Origin of the sequence: Mycobacterium marinum, from assembly GCF_003391395.1 — a bacterium.
GTDB lineage: Bacteria > Actinomycetota > Actinomycetes > Mycobacteriales > Mycobacteriaceae > Mycobacterium > Mycobacterium marinum.
Map to the genome: position 1 here is coordinate 2916088 of NZ_CP024190.1, position 14465 is coordinate 2930552.

Annotated in this window: 14 protein-coding genes and 1 pseudogene; 6 read left to right on the plus strand and 9 right to left on the minus strand. The window is 64.2% G+C overall.

Going from position 1 to position 14465, the window contains the following annotated elements; all coding sequences use genetic code 11:
• Positions 1 to 503: 503 nt before the first annotated feature.
• Entirely contained in the window at positions 504 to 2456 is a 1953-nt protein-coding gene (locus tag CCUG20998_RS12250; protein ID WP_116269107.1) for a glycoside hydrolase family 64 protein, read from the plus strand.
• Positions 2457 to 2538: 82 nt separating this feature from the next.
• Here CCUG20998_RS12250 and CCUG20998_RS12255 read toward each other — a convergent pair whose 3' ends face one another.
• From CCUG20998_RS12255 to CCUG20998_RS12265, 3 genes are all read right to left on the minus strand, one after another.
• Positions 2539 to 3330 (minus strand): phosphatidylethanolamine N-methyltransferase family domain-containing protein, encoded by a 792-nt coding sequence (locus CCUG20998_RS12255; protein ID WP_020728818.1) that lies wholly within the window; start codon positions 3328 to 3330, stop codon positions 2539 to 2541.
• A 217-nt stretch (positions 3331 to 3547) separates the two neighbouring features.
• Entirely contained in the window at positions 3548 to 3817 is a 270-nt protein-coding gene (locus CCUG20998_RS12260) for a hypothetical protein (RefSeq protein WP_038581530.1), read from the minus strand.
• A gap of 60 nt (positions 3818 to 3877) precedes the next feature.
• Positions 3878 to 4213 carry a heme-binding protein gene (locus CCUG20998_RS12265; protein WP_020728819.1) on the minus strand — a complete coding sequence of 112 codons (336 nt, stop codon included), beginning with the start codon at positions 4211 to 4213 and terminating at the stop codon, positions 3878 to 3880.
• Positions 4214 to 4489: 276 nt separating this feature from the next.
• Here CCUG20998_RS12265 and CCUG20998_RS12270 point away from each other — a divergent pair, with 276 nt between their 5' ends.
• Positions 4490 to 5683: an aldose epimerase family protein gene (locus tag CCUG20998_RS12270; protein ID WP_020728820.1), complete on the plus strand. Its 1194-nt coding sequence runs from the start codon at positions 4490 to 4492 to the stop codon at positions 5681 to 5683.
• On the opposite strand, the pseudogene CCUG20998_RS29160 reads toward CCUG20998_RS12270, so the two are convergent.
• From CCUG20998_RS29160 to CCUG20998_RS12285, 3 genes and pseudogenes are all read right to left on the minus strand, one after another.
• Positions 5644 to 6176: pseudogene (locus tag CCUG20998_RS29160) on the minus strand (hypothetical protein). The gene CCUG20998_RS12270 and the pseudogene CCUG20998_RS29160 overlap by 40 nt on opposite strands.
• A gap of 60 nt (positions 6177 to 6236) precedes the next feature.
• Positions 6237 to 7259, minus strand: coding sequence for an LLM class flavin-dependent oxidoreductase (locus CCUG20998_RS12280; RefSeq protein ID WP_020728823.1), 1023 nt, complete (start codon positions 7257 to 7259; stop codon positions 6237 to 6239).
• 8 nt (positions 7260 to 7267) lie between these two features.
• Positions 7268 to 8080, minus strand: a complete 813-nt coding sequence (locus CCUG20998_RS12285) for an Rv0792c family HTH-type transcriptional regulator (protein WP_036455641.1) — start codon at positions 8078 to 8080, stop codon at positions 7268 to 7270.
• A gap of 605 nt (positions 8081 to 8685) precedes the next feature.
• On the opposite strand from CCUG20998_RS12285, the gene idsB reads away from it, so the two are divergent.
• Positions 8686 to 9672, plus strand: a complete 987-nt coding sequence (idsB, locus tag CCUG20998_RS12290; protein ID WP_036455642.1) for a geranylgeranyl diphosphate synthase IdsB — start codon at positions 8686 to 8688, stop codon at positions 9670 to 9672.
• Positions 9672 to 9956 carry a hypothetical protein gene (locus tag CCUG20998_RS12295; protein ID WP_240642846.1) on the plus strand — a complete coding sequence of 95 codons (285 nt, stop codon included), beginning with the start codon at positions 9672 to 9674 and terminating at the stop codon, positions 9954 to 9956. Before idsB ends, CCUG20998_RS12295 begins: the two co-directional genes overlap by 1 nt.
• A 6-nt stretch (positions 9957 to 9962) precedes the next feature.
• Here the strand turns inward: CCUG20998_RS12295 and CCUG20998_RS12300 are convergent.
• Positions 9963 to 11131, minus strand: a protein-coding gene (locus CCUG20998_RS12300; RefSeq protein ID WP_116269108.1) for an IS3 family transposase whose coding sequence is annotated in 2 segments (ribosomal slippage) — positions 9963 to 10844 and positions 10847 to 11131 — 1167 coding nt in all. Because the reading frame shifts where the segments join, the coding sequence is not laid out codon by codon here.
• 57 nt (positions 11132 to 11188) lie between these two features.
• On the opposite strand from CCUG20998_RS12300, the gene CCUG20998_RS12305 reads away from it, so the two are divergent.
• Positions 11189 to 12262 carry a hypothetical protein gene (locus tag CCUG20998_RS12305; protein ID WP_240642847.1) on the plus strand — a complete coding sequence of 358 codons (1074 nt, stop codon included), beginning with the start codon at positions 11189 to 11191 and terminating at the stop codon, positions 12260 to 12262.
• A 77-nt stretch (positions 12263 to 12339) separates the two neighbouring features.
• Here CCUG20998_RS12305 and CCUG20998_RS12310 read toward each other — a convergent pair whose 3' ends face one another.
• The gene (locus CCUG20998_RS12310) at positions 12340 to 13212 is read right to left on the minus strand and encodes an alpha/beta fold hydrolase (protein ID WP_020728827.1); all 873 of its coding nucleotides are present in this window, start codon (positions 13210 to 13212) and stop codon (positions 12340 to 12342) included.
• Positions 13213 to 13577: 365 nt separating this feature from the next.
• On the opposite strand from CCUG20998_RS12310, the gene CCUG20998_RS12315 reads away from it, so the two are divergent.
• Positions 13578 to 13865 (plus strand): GlsB/YeaQ/YmgE family stress response membrane protein, encoded by a 288-nt coding sequence (locus tag CCUG20998_RS12315; RefSeq protein ID WP_020728828.1) that lies wholly within the window; start codon positions 13578 to 13580, stop codon positions 13863 to 13865.
• A 355-nt stretch (positions 13866 to 14220) separates the two neighbouring features.
• Here CCUG20998_RS12315 and CCUG20998_RS27840 read toward each other — a convergent pair whose 3' ends face one another.
• Positions 14221 to 14358, minus strand: a complete 138-nt coding sequence (locus tag CCUG20998_RS27840; protein ID WP_164498310.1) for a hypothetical protein — start codon at positions 14356 to 14358, stop codon at positions 14221 to 14223.
• Positions 14359 to 14465: the final 107 nt, after the last annotated feature.

Genomic DNA, 14465 nt, shown 5'->3' on the forward strand with positions numbered 1-14465 from the left:
GTCAAAACGACCGGGTTTCCGTCGACCACCACGGCTGTGATGACCAGCTGCGCGATCGACCTGGCTGACCTAGCGAAACGCAGAGATGCTGACGATGTCGCGCGACAGCTGCCAGCGATGTCGCGGAATGCGACACGGTCGGCCCGACCAGTGTGCGGTTCCGGTTCATACGCCGCGCTTGAGGTCTGGCCGGTGCGTCACGGTTGTCTCTCCGACCGCACCGAAAACGCGCCCCGTCGCAACGCCCACGATTCCCCACGCCCAGTCGTCACCAGGCGCCGTTGACGGGTCTTTCCTCTCCGCAGCGCAGTGCGATCGATTCTTAGCCCTGAGATCCGTCCTCCGCGATGCCACGTTGTCGTCACAGCTCCGGCGTCTGCGTGAGACGAATCCGCGGCCCGGAGCCAAAACGGACTATCTCAACTTGTGCAACATCGTTGACCTGTGGCTTATCTCTGCAATCGTGGCGGGCAAGCGCACACGGTTGGTCGGAGGGCACGAGAATGTCGGTTGTGATTGTGAGGCCGGAGTGGGTGGCCGCGGCAGCATCGGATCTGGCGGGTATCGGGTCATCGGTCGGTGCGGCAAACGCGGCCGCGGCGGGCTCGACCACGGCGGTGCTGGCCGCTGGCGCTGATGAGGTGTCGGCGGTGATTGCGGGGTTCTTCGGCACCCACGCACAGGAGTATCAGGCGATCAGCGCGCGGGTGGCGACGTATCACCGGCAGTTTGTGCAAAGCCTCAACGCGGGGGCGGGAGCCTATGCGGCCGCGGAGGCGGCCGGTGCCTCGTCGTTGCAGACCCTCATGCGCGACGCGCTGAACCTCATCAATGCACCCACCAACGCATTGTTGGGACGCCCGCTGATCGGCAACGGCACCAACGGGGCCCCGGGGACCGGTCAAGCCGGAGGGCCCGGCGGGATCTTGTGGGGTAACGGCGGTGCTGGCGGGTCCGGGGCGCCGGGGCAGACCGGCGGTGTCGGCGGGGCGGCGGGCTTGTTCGGCAACGGCGGAACCGGTGGCGCTGGCGGCACTGGGGTTACCGGCACGCCTGGCGCCGCGGGCGAGATCGGCGGTACCGGCGGCACCGGCGGGGCCGGCGGGGTCGGGGGCCACGGCGGGCTGCTGTTCGGCAATGGTGGCACCGGCGGTGCCGGCGGGACAGGCGGCACCGGTGGCGTCGGGGGCCAGGTCAACGCCGAAGGCGTGGTCGGTGCCGGCGGTCCGGGCGGCACCGGTGGCGTCGCGGGCGCGGGCGGCGCCGCCGGACTGTTTGGGAGCCCCGGTCACGCGGGCATTGGCGGGCAGACCGGCACCAACGGCGCCGCCGGCGGCGGAGGCTTCGGATTCCGCGAGGACTTCATCAACAACACCGGTTTGCCCGACAACCAGATCTACGTGACCGAAATCGGTCAGACGACACCCGGGCACTGGGCTTGGATCGACCAGAACGGGGTTGCCCACCCCATCGACCATAACGCCGCCAATGCCCCGGGCCACCTGACAAAGGATGGCGTGAACTACGCCAACATGTCGTTCACCCTCGACCAGGCGGGCAACCTGACGACACCGTCGGAATTTCAGGGGGGCCGGCTATTCATCTCGATGAAGCAGCCGCTCTATATCGCCATCAACTCCGACAACACGGGCTGGGCGGGTCCTGACCCAGCCAACCCGGCCGATCCCAATTACAGCACCGTCTATGACTGGTATGAGATGACCTTCAACAACGGCGCAATTCCGTTCGGCGGCAACACAACACAGGTGGACCAGTTCGGGTTCCCGTTCTCGGTGACGGTGACCCAGGACTCCAGCGGCTTTGCGGGCACCAGCGGCCTGACGCTGTCGCGGGCTCAGGTGTTCCAACAGTTTGCGACCACGGTCCCCACGGAGTTCCAGTCACTTGTGGTCCACGATGCCACCGGGGACCCGGTGCGGATCCTGTCCCCGCGGACCGCCCAGCCGGGAGGCCTGTCCACCTGGCTTGATCCATCGATCAATGACTTCTGGACGACCTACCAGACCAACCAGTTCAACTACGACGGGCCCGGGTACACGGTGCAGGGCAGTGTCAACGCCAGCGACCAGTTCGTGTACAGCGTGACCCCCACCGGGGGCAGCTCCACGACCTACACGATGGTCAAGCCGACAACGGCGGAAGTCTTCGCCGCCAATGGCCCGTTCGTGGGCACCGCCCAACAGGGGGCGTTCCTCGCCGAACTCGACGCGGCGTTCAACCGGGGTGTCGCGATCTCGCCGGATCAATGGTCCAACGTCGCCGACTACTACCCGACAGGTGGGCAGTGGAACAACTGGGCGGAGTTCTTCCATTCCGACAGCATCAACAACCTGGCCTACGGCTTCCCCTTCGATGACGTGAACAGCCAGAGTTCGGTGCTGATCCTCGACAACTCTCGGCCGCCGACCGAGCTGTTGTTCAACCTTGGGGGCTGATGCCTCCCAGGGCCGGTGCCAATGGGGCCGGGGCATCGGGTGTCTGTGCTGAGACGAAGCCGCGGAACCGAGCCCCGACTGCTCAGATCACCCCGGGTATCAAAGCTTTTCGCTCGGCGGGGTAGTCGGGGAACTTCTCGCGGTACCACTTCTGCGTGGCGAACGCTCGTGGAACCAGATTGCCTGCCGTGATCGCAAAGATGGCAACCCCGGCCAGCGACCAGGTCAGCAGGGCGAACCCGGCCCAGGCGATCAGCTCGCCCAGGTACGCGGGACTGGTGACGAACCGGAACCCGCCGCCGTAGGGGATCTTGTACTCGGTGGCACCCGGGTTTTTCTTGTCCCGCAGATTGCGCACGATCGACTCCGACCAGACCAGCAGGACGAATCCGCCCAGATACACGAGCGTCCCGAGCAGAAACCGCGGATCGGTCAGCCACTTGGTGCCGTACTGATGCCGGTAGTCGTGGCTGAAGAACACCCCATTGAGGTATCCGTGCATCGAGGTGATCACCATTCCGGCCGCAAGCACCGAGATGTTGAAGCTGCTGCGCTTTCCCGGCACCTGCCTGATCGACAGGGGGAAGAACCAGCCCCGATTGCCGTAGTGAAGCAGCCAGATGGCCGCAAGCACCAGCGGCGCGGCATCGAATCGCTGCGGGCCGGTGAGGTAGCAGATGGCGAACACCACGGTTGCCGGGATCTCCATCAGCCACCAGCCCAGCTTCGGGTTCAGATTGACCCCGCCCGCGGTGGCGCCGAAGCGACCATAGGGACTCTGCATAAACAAGCCGCCGATGATGACCAACGCTGCGACGGCCAGGGCGATCGTCAAGACGGTGTCATAGGTCGTGTTGCCGGTGTACCAGTTCAATCGTGCTCCTTCCGAGAGCGCGTGGCGTTGCTGAAGATCAATAACAACACCTTGTACCTCACGGCATCAGCACGGCGGGTGGGGGCCCAGACCCCGCTAGCTGCGCGGCCTTTGACGGCGCCTTCGAGAGTCCATGCCGCGCCGGCGCCGTGAGGGCGGCCGTCAACACCACGGCGTTCAGTACCGGTGCGCGCAGCCGCTCGCGAAAGCCGCGGTGCTACCGTCCGCGCCCCGGCGCACCGACGTGCCCCGGGTTCACCTTGACCTTGGGCAGGTTGATGTTTGGTACGGGGACGTAGGGGATGTTCTCCACCGCGTTGATATTGGGTACGCCAATGTCGACGCTGGTGCAGGCGGACACCCCAACCACGTCAACACAGCCCTCCGCGCCGGGGGCGGCGCTGGCGTTGGCGGCGCCCAGCATCGCCGCCGCGGCGGCGGGGGCGGTCGCGAGAATCGCAGCGAGGCTCATCGGTCCGATTCGCATGGCAGTCATCCTTCCGACGGGCCGAGCTGGATCAAAAGACCCAAAAGCTCGGCGCAGGGGTTATTGGCAGCGACCCTTGAAATCAACCAGCGGCTGACGGATGCCCTGAAGGTCGGTTCTCACCGACGGGTTGGCGTCGAGATAGTTCTGCGTGTTCGCGCTCATCGCATCGCGATCCTGGCCCCTGAGACCGGTGAAGAAATCGTTCACGTCGGGATGGTTGAACAGGTAGTCCGCCGTGGCGTTGGAAACACCGGATGCGGTGCGGGCCAGGTCAGCGGCCGTGCAGTTCGCTGGCGGATCGGCAACGGCGATAGCGGCGCTACCGAACAGGAGGGTGGCGCTGAATGCGCCGACTGCGATCCCACGGTGCACTGCTGGGGCTGAGAGTGACATGGCAACCTCCTCTGAGGTGTGGTTACGCCAACGACACTTCAGTCGGAAACTGCTGGGCACAAAGCGTCGTTGGTTTGTGTCTCGGGCAAGTCCAACACGGCAACCGTGCAGCTCGCGAGTGCCGAAAGTCCCGTACTGCGATGAAATCCGATGGGAAGTCAGCACGGCCGGTGAGTCCCGCGCGTCGGCAACGCCGCGGCACCTCATAGTGCAGGATTACGGTGTTGCAGCCGTACCTAGTCGAGAGTCCGAACCGTACGAATGCGAGGAGCGTCCATGCGCGGCAGACGAGGACTTCAGCTGATCGCCATCGCCGGTGTGGCGGGCTTGGCGGCGTGCAGCAACACGGCAATCAACTCGCCCACGGGGCGCGGCAATGCATCGACGCCCGCGGGGCCGCCGTCGATCACCAGCGAGCCGTTCGGTGAGGTCGATGCGACCCCGGTGAGCCGCTACACGCTCAACAGCGGGCACGGAATGCGGGTGCGAATCCTGACTTACGGCGGCATCATCCAGTCGATCGAAGTCCCCGATCGAACCGGACGTATCGGCAACGTGGTGCTGGGCTTTCCGACCCTGGCCGGCTACCTGAACAACACCGGATCCGCCAAAACCTATTTCGGCGCGATCATCGGCCGCTACGGCAACCGGATCGCCGGGGGAGTCTTCTCGCTCGACGGCCACGAGTATCACCTGCCCATCAACGACGGCGGTAACAGCCTGCACGGCGGCACCGCCGGATTCGATACCAAGGTGTGGCAGGCCAGCGTGGAAAAAGGCGGCGACAGCGTGGGCCTGAAGCTCCACTATGTCAGTCCCGCGGGAGAAATGGGTTTTCCCGGGGCGCTGAGCACCACGGTCACATACACCCTGGATCAGAACAATCGACTGCGCGTCAATTACCACGCCAGCACCGATGCGCCGACCGTGATCAACCTGACCAATCACAGCTACTTCAACCTGGCCGGTGAGGACGCACTTGACGTCTACAGCCACAAGGTCACCATCCATGCCGACAACTACACGCCAATCGACTCCACCCTGATCCCGACCGGGCAGATCACCGCGGTGCGGGGCACGCCGTTCGATTTCACCTCACCGACCGCGATCGGCGCGCACATCACCGACAATGACCCGCAATTGTTGCTGGCCCACGGCTATGACCACAACTGGGTGATCAACCGCGCCAACAACACCGAACTGATCGAGGCGGCCCGGGTGCAGGATCCACAAACGGGGCGCACCCTGACCGTCTCCACCACCGAGCCCGGCGTGCAGTTCTACACATCCAACTTCATCAACGCGACGTTCACCGGCACCAGCGGGCATATCTACCGCCAAGGCGCGGGATTCACGATGGAGACCCAGCACTACCCGGATTCGCCGAATCACCCCGGCTTCCCGAGCACCGAGCTCGTTCCGGGACAGACCTACGATTCGACAACGGTTTTCGGCTTCGGCGCCGAATAGCCAACCCATCGCGGTAGGGCGCGCCCAGGAACCGCGAAACGCATTACCTGCGTACGCTTGGAGCCCGACCAAAGATCGTCGTCGTCGGCAATCGCCTGACGATCTTTCGGTGAGTCCAGCGCCGTGACGACCGTGCGAGCGAGACGCTCTTACCAGTCTGCGACTTCTCGCGGATAGTCGGCGTAGCTGCCATTTTCGCGCAGGATCGGGCCTTCGACGGTATGGATGTCGGTGATCCCGTCGAATTCCTGCGGGTAGGGCTTGCCCAGCCGAGCGGCCGTCGGCGCATCGCGTGACGACTGAAGATCACTCACTTGCAACGGAGATCGCGGACATACAAGTAGTAGATCGCCCGGATCCGCTCCACATCGGAGCCTGCCCCGCGGGTGAGTCTCGCGGCGAGCTCGGCCACTACCGGATGGTCGGCGTCGAGATACTCGGTCGATTCCAGATAGGCGCCGGCACCAGGGTTGCGGCCGCTCTTGGCGTGCATGACAGAACCCATCCTCGCCTACTCGGTGAACCGAAAACTATTGCCAGGCCGGGTAGCGGCTTAGTCGAACGCCGGAAGAACCTCTTGGCCAACGGTATGAATCAAGTCCGACCGTGCGACATCTGGAATGGTGAACAGGAAGGTGTCCACCCCGGACTCGTAGTACTCGTTGATTCGCTCGATGCACCTATCCGCGGGGCCGACGATGAGACCGTCGTAGGGAACCGCCGAGAATTCTGTCCTGATCTGGGCTTCCTGCTCGGCGGATTCGGTCGGCGCGAGCAGGGCGGTCACCGAGAACCGCAACGTCGTGGGGTCGCGTTGCGCCGTGGCGCAGGCCCGGGCCAGAAAGTCTTTGCGCTGCTTGACTTTCTGCGGCGACCACCACCGCACGTTGATTCCCTGCGCAGAGCGGGCGGCGATGCGGTGCACCCGGTCGCCTTCACCTCCGACCCACAGCGGTGGATGTGGGGTCTGCACCGGCGGTGGGTCACAGATCGCGCCGTCGAGGGTGTAGAACCGCCCGGAGTACACCGGATCGGGCTGCGTCCAGATCGCTGTGATGACCTCTAGCGCCTCGCCCAGACCGGTGACGCGGTCCCCGACGGGCAAGAACGGGATTCCGTAGGCGGTGAATTCGCGCTCGAACCAGCCGGCGCCCAGGCCGAGGTCCAGGCGCCCCTCGGAGATGATGTCGAGCGTGGCGGCCATCTTGGCCAGCACCGCCGGATGGCGGTAGGAGTTGCACAGCACGCTGGTTCCCAGGCGGATGTAGGTGGTATCGCGGGCCAGTGCGCTAAGCGCTGTCCATGCTTCGAGCAACGGCATCGTCGCGGGCCGGTCTCGCCCGTCGTGGCGCTCGTGCTCGCCGCTGATGCCGGCCTGCGCGACGTAGTCGTCGGGACTCAGGGTCAAAAAGTGATCGCAGAGCCAGACGGAATCGAAGCCGTAGCTTTCGGCGAGGGTGGATACCTGGACCAAGTCGGGATAGTCGCTGATCGCCAGTCCCTGGGTCATCAGCGCAAGGATCAGCCCGAACTGGGGGCCGCCGTGTTGTGGCGGGTTGCTGGTGTTTTCGTGCACGGCACCGTCTACCTTTCGGTCATCCCGGCTCGCTGTCCCGGCATCGTCCGAGGCAGGGTGACGCAGAATTCGTATCGCTCGGGGCGATGGTGGAAGAGCACCACCTCCAGCGGCTTGTCCCCATCGGTGTAACTCGTGCGCCGCAGTACCAGAACGGGTGCGCCTTCCGACAAGCCCAGTGCCGCTGCGATTTCCGGGGAGGCTCCGGCCGCCTGAATCTCATGGGTGGCCGAGCTGATGCGCACGCCGAGTCGTTGTTCCCACATCGTGTAGGTGGTCGCGGTCGCCGATGTGGCGCAGAGCAGCGGTTCGACGGCGTCGTGGGGCAAATCCGCCGGTAGGTAGCAGGTCACGATCGCCAGCGGTTGATCGGATTCGCTATAGCGACGCTGAATCCGCAGCACTTCCGAGCGCCCCAGGGCGGCACCCACCGACTGGGGCGCCGCGACGACCGCATGGGACAACACCTCGACGCGGGGCGTCACTCCCCGACTCAGCAGCACCTCGGTGATCGTTCGGACACCGGACTCCAAGTCCTGTTTCACCGGCTCGGCGACGAACGTCCCCAACCCCTGACGGCGGACCAACCAGCCCTCGTCCTCGAGAATTCCAACCGCGGCGCGCACGGTCGACCTGCTAACACCCGAACGTGCGATCAACTCTTGCTCAGTCGGCAGCCGGCTGCCGGGGGACAGCGCCCGTTCCAGGATCTGCGTCCTCAACAACTCCGCAAGCTGGACACTCGCCGGCACGCTGCCACGGGTGACCCGCAGGTCGGCATCGGCGAGATCGTGTAGGGGGGAATCTTTATCGGACGTCATGAAACGTATTACACCGCACCCGGAGGGGATTCCGGATATGCGCTGTTCATCGGTCGTCTCCGCCGCAGTGCCACGGCTGGGCCCTGCGCTGGGAGACACAGTCATCATATAACGTTTATAAACGTTTAGTGATAATAGTGTCAAAGTGACCTCAGCCACCCAACGGGAGGTACCCGTGTCCGACCTGCGTCGGGTATCTCGCAACCGGTCCGACGTGCAGCTGGGCGGATCGACCCCGCGTTTTTGTGTTGCAGGCGTGAGACGGATCGCTGGGGCATTCGGCCTGTTCGCCCAGGTTGGACCGAAGTCGTGAGACACCGCAGGGTGGCCGCCGCCCGGAACCCATGTCAGCTTTGCTGATTGGCCGCTGGGATGGGCCGAGCTGGATCTAAAATGCTCGATGAAGGCGCCAGCAAAGCCGCCCGAACCCGCCGTCGAGAACCGGGGAATGAATTGAGAAGTGTTGTGCACCAATCGGATAATTTTGACACGATCCGGCGCGGCGATGGTGAGTCGGAAGCCGGTTCGCGGCGTACCGACAAACTGGTTATGAGTTTGCTGGCAACGGAGAGAACTGGACCTTCCAGCCACGTTGGGGAGGAGCGTTGACCGCGGACGGGACTTGTCGGGGTGATGTACCCGCCGAGGTTGTAGAACTTTTCTTGAGCAGTGCTCGAGCCGCGTGTGATCCGGTGTTGCGCAGGGCCGTCGAGTCGATGCCGGAGCCGTTGGCGACGATGGCCGGATATCATCTTGGCTGGTGGGATGCCGATAGGTCCCCGTTAGCAGGATCATCGGGCACATTCATTCGCGCCGCCCTGGTCTGGGCGGCCGCCGCTGCCTGCGGTGGTGATACTGGCGATGCGGCGCCGATCGCGGCGGCGGTGGAGTTGGTGCACAGCGGCACGTTGCTCCATGACGACGTGATGGCTTCGGATGCGGCACGCGGGGGAATTCCCACGGTGTGGAGTGTCTGGGGCGTCGACAACGCGATCTTGCTGGGCAATGCGTTCCAAACTGCTGCTATTTGGATACTGACCGGCTTGGGCGACCCGTCGGTGGCCGTCCGGGCGGTCATACGGTTGGAGACGTCGTGCCTGGACTTGTGCATCGAACGGTTCGAGGATTGCGCATTCGAATGCGGCCAGGCAGGCGCGGCCGACAGTTATGAGCGGATGGCCGCAGGCAAGGCGGCGGCTCTAATCGGTTGTTGTTGCGGGCTAGGCGCTTTGGCCGCCGATGCCGGCGATGCCACGATTGTGGCGTTGGAACGGTTCGGCCGTGAACTGGGTCTCGCACTGCAATGCGTCAACGACCTTGACCGGCGTAACGCGACGCTGACGGTTGCGGCCGCACTGAACTCACGATCCGAATTGGCCATCGAACCCGCGGTGCTCTGCCAATCCAGCACCTCCACGAAAACCATCGACATCGATCGCGCCGCAACTCTTGTCGATGTCGCAGCGGGACGACACGTCGTGCGGCGATGCGCCGACCAACGCATCCAAGCGGCTGTCGGGGCACTACCCGATGCCGTGCGATCCCGCGATCTGACCGTCTTGTCACAACTGATCTGCCACCGGGAGCGCTGATGGCCGGGGAAAACGCCGTGGACATCGCCAGTTTTCGGCGCAACTCCCACGACGAGGTGCTGGACAACCTCACCAAAAGCATTGCTGGCGTGTTGCAGGATGCATTTGCCGACTCGCCGTGCCGCGACTTCTTCCTGTGGTGCTCGTCGGCGCAGAGTCCGGCGCAGCCGGACTGGCTGGGCCTCAGCGGCATCGGAGCCACGCATGCGATGACGGAAAAGATACTTCTGTACTCAATGGAGGACGCCCACGCCGAGCACCGGGTCTGCTGCACAGATAGGTGACAGCGGTTAGGCCGCCTGTTCGGCGGTCTGGGTCATGATGGTCTCGAATTCGATGGGCGTCAATCGGCCGAGTGCTGTCTGACGGCGACGACGATGGTAGGTGCGTTCGATCCAGGTGATGATCGCGATCCTCAGCTGTTCGCGGGTGTCCCAGGTTCGGCGGTTCAGGACGTTTTTCTGCAGCAGCGAGAAGAAGGACTCCATGGCGGCGTTGTCGCCGGCCGAGCCTACTTGGCCCATCGAGGCAAGCATGCGGTGACGAAACAGGCTCTGCTGCAACTTCCTTGACCGAAATTGACTACCGCGGTCGCTGTGTAGCACACAGCCGGCCACCTTCGCGGCGCGGCGAGCAACCGCGGAATCGAGTGCGGCAACAGCGATGGAGGATTCCATCCGCTCAGCCATCGAATAGCCGACGATGCGGTTGGACCACACGTCCTTGATCGCGCACAGGTAGAGCTTGCCTTCCCGGGTCGGGTGCTCGGTGATGTCGGACAGCCACAGCTGGTTGGGGCCCGCGGCGGTGAAGTCCCGGCGCACGAGATCGTCATGCGTCGGAGCCCCCACTTTGGCCTTCTTCCCGCGTTTCTTCTTGCCGAAGACGCTGAACCAGCCGTTGGCGCTGCAGATCCGCCACACCGTGCGCTCCGCTACACAGAACCCGGCGGCCTTGGCTTCATCGGCCAGAAACCGGTAGCCGAATTCCGGGTCGTCGCGGTGGGCGTCGAACAGGGCGTTGGCCAGATGCGCCCGGTTCCACTCGGTGTCGGTCACGGGTTGGTCGAGCCAGCGGTAGTAGGGCGCGCGAGCGATGTTGAGGACCCGGCACGTCACCGTGACGGGGATACCGTCGGCGGCCAACTCACGGACGAGCGGGTAGATCATTTTCCCGGAAGATGCGCCTGCGAGAGATAGGCCGCCGCCCGGCGCAGCACTTCATTTTCCTGCTCTAGCAAACGAATTCGCTTACGCGCTTCCCGCAGTTCGGCTGATTCGCTGGTGGTCGTCCCGGCCCGCTTACCGTCGTCGACATCGGCCTTCTTCAGCCACCCGTACAGCGTCGTGTAGTGGATCCCGAAATCCGAGGCAATCTGCTCCAACGGAACCTCGGGATCACGGTTGCGGGCGACCCGGACAACGTCGTCGCGGAACTCCTGAGGGTACGGCTTAGACACAGTGACATCCTTCCAGCCCAGCCCCGCAGGACTAGACACATCAGATGTCACCTATTCATGCAGCAGACCCACCTGCTGGGACAAAGCCCCGCCCTAAACACGTACCTGGCTTTCGACGCTGTTGCCAACGATCTGGGCATCGGGCTCGGCATGGATCCTCGCCTCGACGGCCCCCACGAACGGCTGCGGCGCAAACTTGCGACCGATGTCAATCACGCGGCCATGCGTGCGCTATCGAGGCCAAGGCCCGCAGCGCCGATGTTGCTCGCCGATAGCCGCGCGAGCGCTCGTCGCATCGACTTCTTGATTCAGATGCCTGGCGGAGCCGCCTACTCACAGCTAGTCAAGGTTTTCAACACGCAATGTGGCCGGAAGGTGCGGCCTGACGTGCGCGCCGCGCTATGGCCGCTGCTCGTCGGCAATATCATTGCGGCCCGCGGGGTGCTGCGCGCCATCAAGGGATTGAGGTACGCCGAACCGGTGCGGCGCTATCTGCTCGGGCGCTACACCGGCGTCAATCGGATGATCGGCACGGGACTCAGGGGCGGAATCGGCCAGCGGCTGGAAAGCAGCGCCGATGCGATCTTGGCCTCCACCACCCTGGGGTACTACATCGCCTTCCTGCTGGACACACCCGAGTACCGCGACGTGCCGATGGAAGAGATCGATCTGGCTTTGTTCCAGGCACTTTCAGCGTGCAATCGTCTGGTCTGCCTGCTGAGCGACATCGGGCCCGAGCTGTTGAAGAATCAGTCCGGCCGTGAGGATCTGGCGAATCGGATCATCGATGCCACAGCGGCAACGGATTCCAGGTTCGATGAGGTGTTGGCCCGCGTGTGCGCCGACGACCCGATGACCACACGCTTGGAGAAGGACCTCACGCGCCGCCAAACCAATCTGGCTCTCGACTCGCTACATGCCTTGCCGGTGGCCAAGGCGGCGCCGGCCTTCGTCAAGCGATTGAACTATTTTGCCCATGCCTATGGCACGGCGGAGCGGTCGCTGATAGACGCATGTCAGGGTCTGCACCACCGCACCGGGCGTTCCGAGATTTCCAAGCTCGTCCTCAACTTCTTCAGCTTTCACGACTCGGACTACGCGAATTCATCCAACTTGGTCGCCGGCGGATAGGGCGGGGTTTCGCTGCGCATGGTCCCACCGGCCTAGATCGCCGTACCCGCGAAGCGCTTGCGAGAGGCCGGCCGGTCTCAGCCGGGCGGGTGGGCGAAAAGATGCTGCGACACCACGTCGTTGAAGGTCTGCGGGTTTTCCAGGAATGGGAAGTGCGTGCCACCCCGACGCCCCGGGACCCGGGCAAATTGCGCGCCGGGGATCTGCCGCCACATCCATCGTTGGGAAGCGATCGGCACATTGACCGAGTCGCCGGCCACCACCAGCGTTGGCAAGCCGATGTGCGCCATCAGCCCGCGCCAGTCATGGGTTGCCACGTCAAAGATCAGGTCGGCGGCGAGGCGGCGGTTCAACGTCTGGCCTTGCTCCACGAGCCAGGCCAATTCATCTGGTCCGATGCCTTCGGAGACAACCTCGGTGACGAAGTCCGGACGCGGGTCATCGCCATCGGCGCGCAGCCGATCAGTGAACGCGAACAGTCCGGCGGGGTCCATCGTCGCTCCGGCCTCGAGAGCCTGGGCATCGGTCCACGCGGGATTTCTTAGCGCGCAGGGCATCTGGTCGACCAGCAGCAGCGAGGCGAGCCGATCGGTACCGAAGAGTTCAAGGTAGGACCAGATCACCGCGCACCCCATCGAATGTCCGAGCAAATGGACCTGATCGAGGTGGTGCGTCTGCAATACGGTTCGCAGGTCGGCCGCAAGGCGGTGGATGTGATAGCCGAGCCGGGGGATTGACGAACGACCGTGCCCGCGATGATCGATCGCCAGCACCCGCCAAGTGGGCGACAAACCAGCCAGCTGGTCGCGAAAGATCTGTGCCGTCAGTGACCAGCCGGGCAACAGCACCAAGACCGGTCCCTCGCCGGCTTCCACATGGCGGATAACGGTGCCGTCGCCGCAGCGGGATTCGCCGACTTCGATCCGGGGTGACTGCGCAGCGGTCGCCATAGGCTCTGACTTTAGAGCCCAGATCCACGCGGGCGGGGATGACCAATCCCTTGTCCGCGAAATCGAACCCTAGACCCCCAGATCCGGTGGTCAGTTCTGGCCGGTCCAACCCCCGACGACACCGCAAAGCGATGGGCAGGGGAGCCGGTTGGGCAGGCAGCGGGATCGGTGAACTGCGCATCGGCGGCGCGTCGGACGGGGTGGCTTGGCCGTCACATCCCGCTCCTGGGTGTTGGTTGGCAGCGGTCCCGAGCCGCAGTGCCGACTCTGGCAAAGGCGGACTCGTCGCGCCGGATCGAGCTGAACGTTTATTTGGTGGGAGCCGAGGGTATCTCAACTCCACCTGCAATCCCCTTGGAGGAATAATGACTATCACCGGAGTTATCACCGCCATCCTGATCGGCACGGTAATCGGCGTGCTCGGCCGCCTCGTGGTGCCGGGCAAACAGTCCATCGGTGTGCTGGTGACCATCCTCGTCGGCATCGTCTCCGCGTTCATCGGTACCGTGATCGCAAAGGCGGTTGGAATTCCTACCGCGACCAGCGGCATCGACTGGCTCGAACTGCTGGTCCAGGTGCTTGTCGCCGCTGTCGGTGTCGCCGTGGTTGCAACGCTGATGGGTCGGCGACACACCAGCCTGACAGGACACTGACCTTTACGCGTTCAGTGCTGGTGTTCTTGCTATTCCGCGATTCCCGGTCGCGCCGTTGTGCGGCCGGGAACCGGCGTTGTGCTTGCCCGCGGCGGGACAGGCACCGCGGTGTGTATCGCGGTGCCGGTACGTGGTTTATGTGTATCGCGGTGCCGGTACGTGGTTTAAGAGTGACTCTCCGGCCGAGTCCGCAGCGTCCGGCTACCGAGGGGAGTAGTAGGGGACTCGCGTGCGACGAGTGGTAGCCAGCGGCGAGCGTACGTTGTATGCGAGGGCCAACCGGCGGGCCTAGGCGACAGCTTCTCGCGGTACTAGTGCGCCGAGCGCCAGGCCGTGCGCCGAAAGATGTTGCGCCTCAGTTCTTCCTGTCATGGAACAGGGCTTCTGTGGATGCGGCGCGGCGCGCGCTCTTCGCGTGCTTGTCGGCGCGTTTCTCCTTCAAAGACTTTCCGGATTTTTTGCTCATCGCTTGTCGGGGAGACTTATCTGCCATCACTGACCCCTTCATCATGGGGGCCTGATTGGTCCCGATTCCTGGACTCTACTCCTAGCGTGAGATTTCGCGGTGACCCGCAACGGTTCAACGTGGGATGCCACCTC